Source organism: Paenibacillus sp. UASWS1643, assembly GCF_008693195.1.
Lineage (GTDB): Bacteria > Bacillota > Bacilli > Paenibacillales > Paenibacillaceae > Paenibacillus > Paenibacillus amylolyticus_B.
Map to the genome: position 1 here is coordinate 218,941 of NZ_VXKZ01000113.1, position 14,443 is coordinate 233,383.

Below are 14,443 nucleotides of genomic sequence, written 5' to 3' on the forward strand. Positions count from 1 at the left end.
TTATGACAGCCGGAATGCCCGAATCGAATCAGCTAACCACATTACAGACGCTGGGGCTAATTCTTTGTTTTATGATCGGTGCGGAGTTGTTTACTCTTCCAAGGGAAGTTGTTAATAAAGTCGGCACTGTTGATGCCTGGGCATCGGTCGTTCTGGGAGGAGTATTCAACTTCGGTACAGCTTGCATTATGATCCTGCTCAGCCAGCGATTCCAAAACCTCAACTTCTACGAATATGTGCAGCAGATTACAGGCACAATCATCGGAAAATGCATTGGGCTTGTTGTCGTGCTGTATTACATTCATCTGGCCAGCTATGAGATGAGGTCCATGGAAGAAGTAGCCTCCTTCTTTCTGCTGGAGGGTACGCCAGGCTGGGCCATTTTGGCTTGGTTTGTGTGGATATCCCTGTATCTGTGCATGGAAGGCATCAGCACAATCGGAAAACTGTGCCAGATTATTATCCCTATATCAGTGACTGTGCTTATTCTTATCTATTTCCTAGGATTTTCTGTTTTCGACTTGAACAACCTCCGTCCCGTTGGTGCAAAAGGATGGATGCCGATCATGAAAGGTATGCCATCCACCACACTCGCCTTCAGTGGGAGCGAATGTTTCCTGTTTATATTGTGCCGAATGCAAGCACCCAAGAAAGCTTATCAAACCATGGCATGGGGAATCGGACTTGCCATCATCTTCTATACGGCTGCAGTGATAATCTGTATTGGCGTTTTCTCTCTGGAAGGCGTGCCTACACGTACCTGGCCTTTCTTTGATCTCGCCCGCAGCGTGGAAGTCGAAGACCTCCTGCTGGAACGTTTCGAATCCCTGCTGCTCGCGATTTGGATCATACAGATTTTTTCCATTTTTACGATTGTCTTTTATTGCGCTGCGTTAGGCATATCCCACATTTTCAAAGTTCCCTATAAGAAAAGTTTGTTTCTTATTCTTCCCGTTATCTGCATCCTGTCCCAATTGCCCAAGAACATAAATGAAGTTTTCGCTCTGGGGCAATTCATTGGGAGGGCCAATATGATCCTGTTCTCGTCCATGCCTCTTCTTCTGCTCCTCATTGCCCGTTGGCGGGTGAACTCGCCATGAAGACGTGGAGCCATCGCCTGTTGTCCACTTTCATGATCGTTGGCTGCGTACTGCTTGCAGGCTGCTGGAGCAGTTCACCCATTGAAGAACGGAATCTGGAAGCCGGTATTGCATTGGATGCGGTATCGCAGCAAACGGAGACATCGGCCGAGGAAACAGACCAGCCGCCTCCGAAAAAACAGATCCGGAGAACTGTTCAGTTCATCCTTCCGGAAGCGGAAAGCAGTTTGGGCTCTTCTTCACAGGGAAACAAGTTTTATAATGAAGAAGAGCTGGGCGTTTCAATCATGGAAATGACAAGGAAATCCTATCTCAGCAATCAGTCTCCTGCGGGCTTTCACCTTAAAACCATTGTCATTAGCTCGGAATTGCTTCAGGAGGTTCCCATGCAAGAACTGCTGGATTTTTATTTAGCCGATAACGACATTCGGCTGAGCATTCTGCTCGTTATAAGTACCGGTACAGCAAGCGATGTGTTCAAGGAAATGGTATCGGGAAAAACTCCTGCCTTCATGCTGAAAGATCTTTTTGACAACCGCAGTCACAACAGCAGCATTGTTAAGCCGGTTTCTCTGGCCAAAGTGATTGGCCCGCTGAAATCGAAGTCCAGCTTCGTATTGCCTAATGTCATCACAATCAAACAAGGCATCAAACTTTCCGGTGCGGGTGTAATCAGAGGGAAGACGCAAAAATACGCGGGATACTTGAATGAAACCGATGTTGAGGGATTGCAATGGATTAAGGGAGATTTGACAGGCGGTGTTGTAAAAGGTACAGACTCCCGCTCCCATCGTGATTTCGTTTATGAGATCAAATCGGCAAAAAGCGATATCAAGGCTCGCGTTCATAACAACGAGGTTTCGTTTCACGTCACTATATCGTCGGTCGGTCGTCTTTCCGAAAGCTTCGGATTGGATAAAAAGAAAATGGACCGTCAGGTACTGGTCGGAGAAGCAGCTATTATCGAAGACAGAATAAAGGATCTGGCACAGCACACGATATCTAAAATGAAGAAAATGCAAGTAGAGGTGGCCAATTTTGGCCAGGCGTTGCGAATTCAGCATCCCGGTCTGTGGGAACAGTTGAAAGACAATTGGGATCAGGCTTTTACTTCCGTGCCTGTAACCTTTGAGGTCAAGGTACACATTGAAGATTCCGGGGCCTCTACGATGACCGTAAATTAGTGAAGACCACTGCAAGGTATACTACAAAGAAAAAGCTCTGATCTCAGGATCAGAGCTTGGATGTTCAGCATCTTCCGGTCCAAGTCCCTCCATAAACGCCAACATGACATGAAAATCTTTGTTACGGAGCAGCTCTGATACAATCAGACTGCACATTTCACGGTTTTGGATCAGTATGCCGTCAAATGGATGCAGCGTCCAATCCCCTCAGATTTCACCTTCATTTTATCAAATAAATGAAACAAAGAGACGCACTCGGCGTCCCTCGTAGAAAGATATACATCTAGCAATCTCCTGGCTTATGCAGCGAGTCTCGCCCTATTACCCTAATCCAGGAAAGATCCTAATGCACTGGAATCCGGTTTATTTTTCTCCGGAAGGGCAGCAGCTTTCGGCCCTTCCAGACCCAGTCGATCACTCATTTTGGCGTTAAGTGTTGTCATCTTGTTGGTATAGTCATTACAGCTCTCGATGATCCGGCGATTAGACTGCTCGGACAGATCCAGTGCAGACATCAGATCACCCATCGCCTGATTGACCGCTTCAAGGGACATGGCCGGTTTGGACAACAGTTCATTCGTTTTCTCAGTAGTTGTCTTCAACAATCTGGCGTTCTCCTTGAACTGATCCTCAATCGTCTTATTCGTAGCTTCCACAGCGGAAATAACCTTCTCCTGATCATTAAGAGCCATTGCAATCATGGCCGAAACGGTGATCAGATTCGCTGTTTTATCAATGGCGTTATTCACTGAATCAATCAGCTTGTCATTGTTATCATTAATGATGTCGGTAGCTGCGATCGCCTGATTGTACAGCATGATCATCTCTGTCATGGATTGGGTACGTGTTACCACTTTGCGCAACCCACGCTCCAGATGTGCTTTACGATTCTCGTTTTCCGGCTTGGCGATCTCGGTTTCAAACAATGCTTTCAATTGATTACCAAAAGAGATTTTGGTCTGCAGATTGTAGATCTCCTGAATCGAAGAACGTTTCAATTGACGCATGTTCACGATGCTTTCTTCCAGGTTGTCCTTGCCATCCCGCAACCCGTTAATGATGGCATCAATGTTCGTGCGAACGGATTGATAACGGTATACATAGTTTTTCAGCGGGCTTTTACGTAACAACTTCCCGACAAAACTCACATTTTTACTCTGCTGCAAACTCTCACATTCATCACGGAGCTTCAGGATCATGTTGGATACCTCTGCCCGATTCCCGGACATCAGTTCATTGACTGGACGATCAAGCAGCTTGAGAGTCTGTCCTGCTCTCTCTTGTGTTTTCACGCCCAACTTGCCGATATCATCCATTAAGGTATCCAGATGAGCCGGATCACTTTGGGACACTTTCTGAATAAGCTGCGTTGCTTCCTGGTTAATCCGTTGCTCATCTTCCTGCTTCAACTGAGCCCATTCCGTTGCCATGCCAATCCCTCCTATAATTCAGAGCTGTTATACCGTTGATGTATTAGTTCCGCTTTGTTCTGGAGCTCCATTAAGTCTTTATGTTCAATCGTTGATACAATATCCGATATCTTGGAATCTACGTCTCGAAGACCATTCAGAAGCATACGCCGATTATTGCGTTTGGCTTCTCCACTTAAACGTAGAAATGGATTAATAAACCCGTTCAGGTCTTTCAAAATCAGTCTGCGCACCGTATGGTTGATATCCCCGTTGTTCAGCTCCTGAAGGGAAGGAATCACACGCTGCAAACGGGCAAACAAAGCCAGTGATTTCTCCACGATCTCATTATCCAGCTCGTTCTTCTGACCTTCGGAGATGATCATGTCCTCCAGAACCTCAAGGTATTCAATCACCGGATCAAATACAGGATCTGGTTCGGTGCGGGAAGGCTTCGCTTGTTCTGAGCCCGCATGTTGAGCGGGAGTGGAGCTCGAATGGGGCTGTGCCTGAGAAGCTTCTCTTGCCCCTGTTGGCACTGCGCTTGGCGCTTGTCCACCATTCAAGCGGGATGGTTCATTTCCGATATCTGTAATGGGTACAGGGGCTGATGACGAACCCTGAACCTGTGTACGTGACGTGGATCGTGAAGGAATCAGTCCCCCGACCACAGTTGCCAGTGCCGGAATTGCCCACGTGATGACATCCGGTAGAAAGGGACTCGAGATGGCCGCGAGACCATAACCGACCAATGCGCCTATACCTATCTTCGTTTTCCGTAACATTACTTGTCCTCCTGCCCTAACAACACATAAAGTGCATATTCAAAAAGTCTTGTTTTCAGTACCGAGAAGATGGAATGAAGATAGAAATGGAGTAGCGGAGCGTAGGAAAACTACGTGAGCAACCACAATGTTTCCAAAGGAAACATACTTCGTAAGCCTCCCGCTTATTTCGGCTGAATCTCATATTCGATGCTGATGATGCCGTAAGGCATTATTCGTAATCAAAAGTGGACTTTTTGAATAACCTCTCATCCGTATTGTAAAAAAACCATCCAGAAGGTGTCAATGTTGAGGGAAATTCTCAGCTAGACGTGGTGTACTCCGCTTACCTTCTGAACGTCGATTATAAATGGCTGTTCGATATGACTTCCCAGTATGCCAAACTTCGGATGAAGTGGTCCAATATCATGGCCAAGTGCAGACTTGACCGCCAGATAAGGGAAGTTCACGCCCGACAGGCAAGACATATGCAACCCACCCGACATACGCGGATTGATCTCCAGCAGCTTCGGTGTATCCTTGCGATATTTCATCTGTATATTAAAATTATAAGGAATCCGATATACCTCTGCCACATTGCGGGCAATCGCCAGCAATTCCTCGTTTTCTTCGAGCAAACGCAAACGTCCTCTTTCTTTTCTACGCGGAATAGCCGTTAATAGTTTCCCATTGCGATCCGAAAGACAATCAATGCTGTATTCATATCCTTCCAGTACCTCCATCACCATGACATTGGGAAAGGACGGAGCAGAAGAGAACGCACGCAGGGCATCTTCATATGAAATCGAGTTAAGCGCATACCCGAACAACTCCTGCAACGGATCACGTTCATTGTTAATCACTCGGAATCCCATACCACCCTCACCATTACATGGTTTGAAGCATACATCATGTCCACGTGCACGCAGCGCCTCATAGGCTTGCTGGAATTGTGCAGCATTACTGACCGTGAAATAATCCGGAATCTCCATGATGCCTTTCTCACGCACCGATTCATAGAACCGGTCTTTCTCCATCAATTGTTCCAGCAATTCCGTGTCCGAGCATACGATAACCCGTGTACCGATCTCTTCGAACAGGGAGATATGTCTGCTGATGTCCAGCATGTTCCAGCGTGGAATAAATACATCAATCTGATGACGGCGGCAAAAGTCGAGGCAAAAATCAACATATTCCCGGCCCGTTACACGCGGTTCAACTTCTGCAACATCACAGCCCTGTAATGCCATGTGTCCCGGATCAGGATGAGTACCGTAGATCTCAAATTCCATGCCGTCCTCATTGTCCCGAATCGCATTCATATAATGATACGTTACAGAGAACCAACGGTTGAAGTAAATCTTCATTTTTTTCATTTATACGGTCTCCCTTATCTCGGCATGGTCTATCTGGGTCTGTTGATCGATATAAATACGGTGAACGTAATCGAGAATCTCATCTGCTGCAAAAGCACCGAATTGTTTCGTAAATTGATACGGTACCTGCTCAGGTACACGCTGTCTCTCCACATGTAACTCTCCGTGAGACGGAGCAATGGCATGGTGCGCAAAGTCCAGCAAACAGCGATCCAGCAAGGAATCACCCGAAGCAATCACAGGCACATCGCCAATGCGCTGCCTAATATGCTCCACTGCAGCTCGTTTGTTCACGGCCGAAGGCACCAGATAGAGCTTCCGCCCCTGAATCGAACTCTCCCATCCAAGCGTCTCTAACACCCGAATCTTGTCGGCAATGCGCTCCATAGGAAGCTTGTCACGTTCGATCAGCAATGCGTAGAACAACTCATCACATAATCGCTGATTAATCACCCATTCCGGGCTCAGTACATCGTCAAATAAATCCAGAATTTCTTCAGGAGTCGCTGCCTGCTGACGAAGCAATGAACGAATATGCAGATTCCATTCATCGTCTACCTGACCGTCAACAATAATGTTGCCACCATTGCTCGTCACCGCATATTTTGGAATACATTCCGTCTGAAAAATATGAATGCGTCGGTACTGCTCCACAGTACGTGTCGTCACGGGCATAAATACAATGTCTTGAGGCAAAGACTGCAACCGCTCCAGTGCATATGCTGACATAAAAGCAGACAACTTGCCGTTGATCCACTCTGCGGGAACAAGTCCCGGTGTATCTTCGGGAATACGGAGCGCACGACGGGAGTACACCAGCGTCTGGTCCAGATCACTTGCGTAGATCATCATTCTCCTCCACCTCCCAGGGATTGAATAATGCCGCAACAGGAATAGGTTAGTCCCGGATATACCTCAACCGGAACCTCTCTGTCCTTGGCGAGCATCATAATATGTTGTAAATCCGGATTGTCCAGTCGATCAACGAGAATTTTCCAGGGGACCCGGCGTAATAACACTCGGGTTGTTTCTCCGATTCCAGGTTTGATCAGATTAATGTTCGTAATGCCAAAGGATTGCTGGATGGACTCAATATCCTGCCAGCCTTTCCAGGTAATTTCCGAAGTACCAGTAGCATTGTCCTCCGTTTGAATTTCCGCCAGGTCCATCACCATTGGAAAATGCTGAGCGATGGTATCCACGTATTGGGTCGACACATCCGCAGAGGACCATTCACGATACCATTTGGCCCCGTGAAAATCTTCCGGCCCAATCAGATCATCGCGAAGTACTGTACGGCTCACCAGTCCAGAGACAGTGGAATTCAGACAAGCACTAGGAATGAGATAATCTTCCCTCGTCCCAAAGGTGCCTGAGCATTGCCCCGGATCGGCCAACACGGCAAGATCATCATCGAGACTTATGCCATAAGTCCGTTCCATTTGGTCACAGGACTCTTTCAGCACTTTACGAATAGCCCCTTTGCCTGTCCAACCGTCTACAAATTGAATGGCTGTTTCCAGACCATGCTGCTGTAAAATATATAAAATTGCGTTCTCGTCCATACCCTTGCCACGAATAATCGAAATGCTATAATGCGGAATCGTCACTTTGTATTTCAATTCAATATAACGCTTGATCAGTATGCCTACAGGCGTTCCGGCTCGAGCCAGAGATACCAGCACGAGATTCAGTCCCTTGCGCTCTACAATCTTCTCAGCCACAATAGCGGTATGACGTGCGATTCTTGCAGCGGATTGTTCCAGCGTCTGATGAAACAGCTCGATGTATTCTGCTGTGGGCTGATATTCCACGGGCAACATCTCCGAATAATGAACCCCGGATTGGATCGCCTGCTCCCGTTCACCCGTTCCCTTTTCCAGATCCACATGGCTGATATCCTTCAGTAGGAAAACAACATCCGATGCAGCATAACTACCCATTGGCTGGGGAGACGGAATCTCACGTTGTCTGATTAGCTCCAGTGTAGTTAAGTTCATTGCTCGTTGTCTCCTGTCTTCTCTGGCAAGCCGCAGTATACGATATGAATGTGTCCACATCCCAACTGCCCCAGTACCTTCAACATCGGTTCCATTCGTTCTTCGGACATCTGTCTCTCCAGCAGCACAAAAATCTCGTCATATTGTCCTGGAGCGATGTTATAGATAAAGTTACGAACGGATGCGTCTTCCGGTGAGGCATATCCGGCACCACTAACAACAGCATATCCTGGAGCCGGATGTGTATGGATTGGACTGCGGGTAGTGGATTGATACAACACGCCATCTCCCATCTCGGCAGCAATACGCATCGGAATGTACATGAACTCCCCTGTTCCCATCACCAAAGTCCGTTCTCCTGTACGCTGCGACCGAAGTCGTTCTGCAATCCCGCTAATCTCCTGACGTAATACGCCATTATGACGGGATTGCATACCAAACCTGCCCGTATGCTGGACGTAGCTCGCTGTGCTACGTTTACCTTCACCATCCTCCGAAGTAGCATGAAGCTGATCGAAGGCATCTGCAACGGTAGAGGTATGAAGCGTTACGGCAGGATGAGATAGCTGCTCATCTTGCTGTGTTGGTTCCAACTGTGGAGTACCCACCACTTCAATGCGGCCCTTCAACAGGCTTAACGGTGTAATGGTAATCCCCAATTCAGCTTCCAGCTCGGCAAACCGAAGTTCGTCCGCTTCCGTACGCCAGTCCAACAGCGAAGCAATCACATATTGCTTCCGGGGGTATCTGGCCTGAATATCCCGAATGATATTCAATGTTGTTTTGCCCGTCGTAATCTCGTCGTCCACCAGAACAATCGGGCCCTCTCCTGCAAAAGCTTCATGATCCAGCGCATAACAACGATGAGCCATCGCGTGGGAGTGTTCTTCTTCAAATTGAATATCTGGATGCATCGCTGGAACATATTCACGAGTGGTGTGAATGTAGGAAGCTTGATCAGCAAACATCTCGTACATGCTGTGACCCAACGCTGTAGCTGTCTCGGCAAAACCAACAAAACGAATCGTTTCCGGCAAACTCAAGCTTTCTTGCAACAGCATGTTGTACACTTGCCGGGCTTGCTGGGGATCAATCAATCCTTTGACCATTTCCCGTTTCCACTCGGTGATTTGAACTTTCGTTTCTTCCGTCTTTTCAGTCAGGTGCTCATATAACAGAACAGCCAATGCTGCGCCGCTCAGAAGCGAGGTATACGGGTTAACCGGGATGTGCTTGCCCAGCAGTCTGCTTACAAACAGAAATGAACGTTTCTTATTGATGCGCGCAGCCATGGAAAATAGAGATTCTAGTGGAAGTTGCAGCGGGTTATGTGTAACCTGAACGTTCAGACTGAATTGATCAAGAATTGGGAACGTAGTTATGTTGTTGTTCGTGCTTGGGCAAGAGCCCGACAAAATGCTGCTGTTCATGTAACACCCCATATATTTGTGATCGGATTAGAATTCGATTCGCCCAGCTCAAGTGTGGTTTAATCTCATTCATTTTGTTATAGTAATTACTTTTGAACACACCCAGGCTACCGTCATTACGGGCGATGATGTCTTGGGCATCAGAATATTCCTCATGTGTAACAACGTACATGGCTTGTACGGGCTTAATATGAGAAGGATGAATGATCGTTTTGCCTACAATTCCATTTTCCTTGTCCATCATGACTTCACGCATCAATCCATCCATTGTGTTCGTAATATATTTCATTCTCAGATGCAGCCCTGATTTGCCCAGGGTCTCTTCGAATGGAGTCTGTCGTAATTGAGGTTTGAACACACGCTCCCGCTGACTGAAATATTCCCAGACAGGACCTGAGATCACATACGGCTTGTCCATCCGTCCGAACAGATTGATAATATCCGAGATACAGTCACGGATCGTGGCGATATCGTATATGGTCAGTTCCGGGCTGCGGCGTAGTCCAAACAGGCTGGAGAAATCGGTCGCACCAATGCGTACATTGAGCACATATTCAACATTTTCATCGAGGATGTTCCGAAGGCCCAGTAAGGTCTCCCAACGTGTCTCGCGATATATAATTGAAGCCGTTTCCAATATAGGCATTCCATAGAGAACGGGATAATGATCCGGTTTCTGTTGATTATACTTGCGGATCTGGTCAAAATAGGCTCTTCCATTGCCCACACAAAACTTGGGCAATGCCACGCCTGTCAGCATGCACACCAATTCTCCCAACGTATCAATGAGACGTTCCAACTGTTGTGGTGAACGTACACGTGCAAACAGAAGAGGCATTTGATCCTGACTCAGCATGCCTGTCTCCATATAAGTCATCAGTTGAGTTAGATGCTGTACCAGACACTGCTCGGCAAACTCCACTTGGTCGTCACCCACAGCATCCTCCAGATCAATAATAATGGTCGTCAGACCTTCATGTTTACCATTCATAATGTCGTCCGCGATATGTGTGCGCGTCGCGGGCATATATAAAGCAGCCCCAACAGCATATGCCAGTAGATCTTTGGAAGTCCGGTGATTGAACGAGACGGGTGAAGAGAAAAATAAAGTATCTTCTTCTTCCAGACTCAAAAAGTTAAAATATTTCAGGATTGTCTCCTCCTCGCACCTTTGGCAAAAGCCAATCTGCAATAGTTGATTCCAGCTGTCGGGGCATAAAAACCAATCCCTCCTTAGTCTGGAGGGATTGATGGTCTATTATCGAGGATAACGTTGGTCAACAGTATCCTTGCAATGGTGCTGACCGATACAGCGTTTATATATTGAATAAATACAAATGATTACTTTCTTCCCGCAACCCACTGCATTCCCCAATCATGAGCCTCGTCCAACGCCTGATGCCCATTATAGAACTGCACAATTCGTTCAATACTGAATGTCTCATTGTTCACATTGCGTAACATCGCGATGCCACACATGCCAAGTGGGCTCCCGTATTCATTCATTCGAACAATGATATCGGGACCGTCCTTCTGCTGAATGGTTACCACACCGTCTACTTGAGACCAGTTGGCCACACCACCATAAATATAGGTAAATACCAAGATGCGCTCAATTTCCGAGATACGGGCACCATTAATCCGCAGATTCTCTCCGGTCTTAACCGATCCCGTCCGGTCATCCCCATCCAGTGCAATATAAGGGAAACGGTTGAGTGAACCAAACGTCTGTCCCAATGCCTGAATCACATCTCGTGTACCATCCTTCATCTCGAACAGGCAGCCCAAGTCCAGATCCACACTCTTGCTGCGACCAAATAACCCTTTGCTACCCTGTTGATTCCAGTTGAGGTTAATCAGGATTTCACCAAGTCCCCCCGCATTTTTCTTGAGGTTAATGGTGTCGCCCTTCTTCTTCAATTCAATTTTGCTGAAATTGATCGAATTCACAGGAGCTGGCGTCGGTTCTGGTGCGGGTGCCGGGGGTGGTAGAGTCGGTGCAGCTGTCGTGGGAACGGTTGATGTGGTTGGCGCAGCGTCTGATCCACCATCCACATCCACACCAAAGTTAGCACAGAGTGCATTCAAACCTCCTGCAAAACCCGATCCTATTGCATTGAACTTCCATTCTCCGTTATGGCGATACAATTCACCAATGACAATCGCGGTCTCCACTGTAAAACCGCTTCCCAGATCATATCTCATCACTTCCTGACCTGTAGCTGCATTGGCAAACCGTAGAAAACCATGCTGAACCTGTCCAAAATGATGGCGTCGTGCTTCACCGTCATGAATCGTCAGGCTGAAGGCGATTTTCTCAATTCGGGCAGGAATTTTGCCAAGTTCAATGGCGAACTGTTTCTTCTCACCGCTAACCTGCCCACCATCCATATACGTGATAAACGCGGTAGAGGGCTGGTTATAGAAGATAAAATCCTCATCTCCAGCCACTTTATTGTCTGAACCCAGAAGGAATGCGGATGTGTCCAGCTCCACACCCGAGGCTGCCTCCCAACCAATGCCTACCGATAGACGGGACAAGCCTGGATTGGTTTTGGTCAGATCACTCTTCTGGCCTTTCACGACAGAAATCGCCATAGCAGAATCACCTTTCTATGCCAAGTTATTGTGCATCCAGTCCGTAATTTTTGCATAAAGCAGATAGTCCACCTGTGAAGCCGCTGCCTACCGCCTGGAATTTCCAGTCCGCACCTGCACGGTAGAACTCACAGAACACCACAGCTGTTTCTGTAGAGTAGTCTTCTCCGAGATCGAACCGAAGCACTTCCCGATCACTTGCAGCATCTACAACACGAACAAAAGCATTGGAGACTTGTCCAAAATTCTGCCCTCGTCCATCTCCATCATAGATGGTTACCGTAATACCGATCCGGTGAATGTGCTCAGGGATTTTGCTGAAGTCAACGACAACTTGCTCATCATCGCCGTCACCCTCACCCGTACGATTGTCACCGGTATGTGTCACTGAACCCGCACCGCCGCTTGGATTGTTGTAAAAAACAAAGTCATCCGTACCTCTGGCTTTTCCATCTTCGTACAACAAAAAAGCCGAAGCGTCCAGGTCAAAATCGACTCCACCACTATATTTGTTCGTGTCCCAACCTAAACCAACTACCACACGGGTAAGGCCCGGATTCGTCTTAGTCAGGTCAATACGTTGTCCTTTGGCAAGACTGATCGTCATTTGTTTTTCCACCTTTCCAAGATATGTGATTAAATGAAAAGGAGAACCGCCCAGGAGACGGTTCTTCCCATCCTGTAAGTCGTTCTGTACGTCCTATTGCAAACCGTAATCGCGTGTCAATCCAACCAATCCATCCTGGTAACCACTACCGATGGCACTGAATTTCCACTCGCCGTTATGACGATACAATTCACCAACAACTACACCCGTTTCGATGGAGAAGTCTTCTCCCAGGTCGAAACGAATCAGTTCTTCGTTGTTTGCTTCGTTAACGATTCGCACATAAGCACGGGAGACTTGTCCGAAGTTCTGGCTACGTTCTGTAGCTTCGTAGATCGTAATAGAGAATGCAATCTTCTCTACATTGGCGGGTACGTTAGGCAGGTCGATATTGATCTGCTCATCATCACCATCGCCATCTCCTGTACGGTTGTCACCAGTGTGAACAACAGAACCATTTTCATTTTGTGGATTGTTGAAGAAGATGAAGTTTTTCTCGCCTTCTACTTTACCGTTTGCATTGGCACAGAATACCGATACATCCAGGTCAAAGTCTTTTCCACCATCATACTTATTGGTATCCCAGCCCAAGCCTACTGTGATTTTTGTCAAACCTGGGTTCGTTTTAGTCAGATCGATTTTTTGACCTTTAGAGAGATTAATTGCCATCGTATGATCATCCTCGCTTATTTAAGTGTATTGTAGTTATCGTGACATATGAATATCAGGATTATTGTCGATTTAGGTTAAATCTTGTACTTAGGAGTACCTGCGAGCGAGTTCATTGATATGTACCGCATGGGAACCCTCTCCAATTGCCGAGAATTTCCATTCGCCTCCATGACGATACAATTCCCCACAGATCAACGCTGTTGAACCTGTGTAGTTATCGGATAGATTGAACTTCACGAGCTCACTGGAGTTTTTACCATCCAGAATACGAATATAAGCCTTCTCTATCATGCCAAAATCTTGCTTGCGATTGACACAATCGTAGATATTAACAACGATTAATACTTTATGAACATCAGCAGGAATACGGGACAGATCCATTTTGATCTGTTCATCGTCACCGTCTCCCTGTCCTGTTAAATTGTCACCTGAGTGGATAACCGAACCACATGCACTTTGCTTGTTGTGGAAACAAACCAGGTTGGAGTCCTTAACCAACTTGCCTTCTTCATTCAACATGATCGCCGATGCATCACAATCGATATCCGCTTGTTTTTTTCTTCCAAAGAACCCTTTGGCAGTTACCGGGTCCCAACCGAGACCAGCAATCACCTGCGTAAGTCCTGCATTGCCTTTGGTTAAATCAATCTTCTGTCCTTTGACCAAATTAATGCTTGCCACTGATTTTCACCTCCCTTCACATGTAAAATATCGACTCTACTTAGAGATTGAATTCACCCGGGTTCAGTCCAAGTACATTGCAGATCTCGGCAACAACTCTTTTCTCCTGATCATCAAAGTTCCCGTCCGCTGAACCAATTGCACTGCATACGCCCACAATAACGCGTCCTACATCTGGCTTACCTTTGAATTTCCCAATGGCCTTCAGTGCTTCCTGCTTCCCGATCTCTGGAGAGAACTCAAAGTTCGCGACATAATGATTGAAGCGTGTAATCACTTCAGCCATATCGAATACTTTCAATTCCTGACTCAGGTTGATATAACCGGCCATCTTGTTCTTTTCCGCTTCGTCAATGGAACCATCTGCAAAAGCAACCAGTGCACAACCTGCAACCACAGCATCCATAAAATCTTTATTTTTAAACTTTTTGACTTGCTCCTCAAGTCCTTGTTTTGTTGAATTTAACCAGCTTTTAAATGAACTCATACTCAACCTCCAATAGTTTCATACATGGTGTTATTCACACTTTTTCATTATTTTCAGTAAATTTTCATTCCTACATCATGATTGAATATAAGTTAAATTATTCCTTAACTATACTCTGAAATACGGCAATATTCT

The 14,443-nt window shown here is 46.6% G+C and carries 15 protein-coding genes; 2 read left to right on the top strand and 13 right to left on the bottom strand.

The window, feature by feature from the left end; genetic code table 11:
* Positions 1 to 2: 2 nt before the first annotated feature.
* Positions 3 to 1,100 (top strand): GerAB/ArcD/ProY family transporter, encoded by a 1,098-nt coding sequence (locus FE296_RS21260; RefSeq protein ID WP_150366222.1) that lies wholly within the window; start codon positions 3 to 5, stop codon positions 1,098 to 1,100.
* Entirely contained in the window at positions 1,097 to 2,284 is a 1,188-nt protein-coding gene (locus FE296_RS21265) for a Ger(x)C family spore germination protein (protein WP_150366223.1), read from the top strand. The genes FE296_RS21260 and FE296_RS21265 overlap by 4 nt, the downstream gene beginning before the upstream one ends.
* A 21-nt stretch (positions 2,285 to 2,305) precedes the next feature.
* On the opposite strand, the gene FE296_RS33820 is transcribed toward FE296_RS21265, so the two are convergent.
* The 13 genes from FE296_RS33820 to FE296_RS21325 all read right to left on the bottom strand — a co-directional run bounded on the left by FE296_RS33820 (position 2,306) and on the right by FE296_RS21325 (position 14,308).
* On the bottom strand, positions 2,306 to 2,440 hold the full coding sequence (locus tag FE296_RS33820; RefSeq protein ID WP_263364252.1) for a hypothetical protein: 135 nt from the start codon (positions 2,438 to 2,440) through the stop codon (positions 2,306 to 2,308).
* A 170-nt stretch (positions 2,441 to 2,610) separates the two neighbouring features.
* Positions 2,611 to 3,714 (bottom strand): toxic anion resistance protein, encoded by a 1,104-nt coding sequence (locus tag FE296_RS21270; protein ID WP_124117248.1) that lies wholly within the window; start codon positions 3,712 to 3,714, stop codon positions 2,611 to 2,613.
* 11 nt (positions 3,715 to 3,725) lie between these two features.
* The gene (locus tag FE296_RS21275; RefSeq protein ID WP_124117249.1) at positions 3,726 to 4,478 is read right to left on the bottom strand and encodes a hypothetical protein; all 753 of its coding nucleotides are present in this window, start codon (positions 4,476 to 4,478) and stop codon (positions 3,726 to 3,728) included.
* A gap of 305 nt (positions 4,479 to 4,783) precedes the next feature.
* On the bottom strand, positions 4,784 to 5,833 hold the full coding sequence (locus tag FE296_RS21280; protein WP_124117250.1) for an ATP-grasp domain-containing protein: 1,050 nt from the start codon (positions 5,831 to 5,833) through the stop codon (positions 4,784 to 4,786).
* Entirely contained in the window at positions 5,834 to 6,682 is an 849-nt protein-coding gene (locus tag FE296_RS21285) for an HAD family hydrolase (protein ID WP_150366328.1), read from the bottom strand.
* Positions 6,682 to 7,833, bottom strand: coding sequence for a cysteine protease StiP family protein (locus FE296_RS21290; RefSeq protein WP_150366224.1), 1,152 nt, complete (start codon positions 7,831 to 7,833; stop codon positions 6,682 to 6,684). Before FE296_RS21290 ends, FE296_RS21285 begins: the two co-directional genes overlap by 1 nt.
* Entirely contained in the window at positions 7,830 to 9,263 is a 1,434-nt protein-coding gene (locus tag FE296_RS21295) for a phosphoribosyltransferase family protein (RefSeq protein ID WP_150366225.1), read from the bottom strand. Before FE296_RS21295 ends, FE296_RS21290 begins: the two co-directional genes overlap by 4 nt.
* Positions 9,193 to 10,395, bottom strand: a complete 1,203-nt coding sequence (locus tag FE296_RS21300; protein WP_223868972.1) for an HpcH/HpaI aldolase/citrate lyase family protein — start codon at positions 10,393 to 10,395, stop codon at positions 9,193 to 9,195. Before FE296_RS21300 ends, FE296_RS21295 begins: the two co-directional genes overlap by 71 nt.
* Before the next feature lie 209 nt (positions 10,396 to 10,604).
* The gene (locus FE296_RS21305) at positions 10,605 to 11,861 is read right to left on the bottom strand and encodes a TerD family protein (RefSeq protein WP_150366226.1); all 1,257 of its coding nucleotides are present in this window, start codon (positions 11,859 to 11,861) and stop codon (positions 10,605 to 10,607) included.
* A gap of 25 nt (positions 11,862 to 11,886) precedes the next feature.
* A complete protein-coding gene (locus FE296_RS21310) occupies positions 11,887 to 12,468 on the bottom strand; it encodes a TerD family protein (protein WP_150366227.1) in 582 nt (193 codons plus the stop codon).
* Positions 12,469 to 12,561: 93 nt separating this feature from the next.
* Positions 12,562 to 13,137, bottom strand: a complete 576-nt coding sequence (locus tag FE296_RS21315) for a TerD family protein (protein ID WP_091015801.1) — start codon at positions 13,135 to 13,137, stop codon at positions 12,562 to 12,564.
* A gap of 90 nt (positions 13,138 to 13,227) precedes the next feature.
* The gene (locus tag FE296_RS21320) at positions 13,228 to 13,821 is read right to left on the bottom strand and encodes a TerD family protein (protein WP_091015803.1); all 594 of its coding nucleotides are present in this window, start codon (positions 13,819 to 13,821) and stop codon (positions 13,228 to 13,230) included.
* A 40-nt stretch (positions 13,822 to 13,861) separates the two neighbouring features.
* Entirely contained in the window at positions 13,862 to 14,308 is a 447-nt protein-coding gene (locus FE296_RS21325; RefSeq protein ID WP_091015805.1) for a tellurite resistance TerB family protein, read from the bottom strand.
* Positions 14,309 to 14,443: the final 135 nt, after the last annotated feature.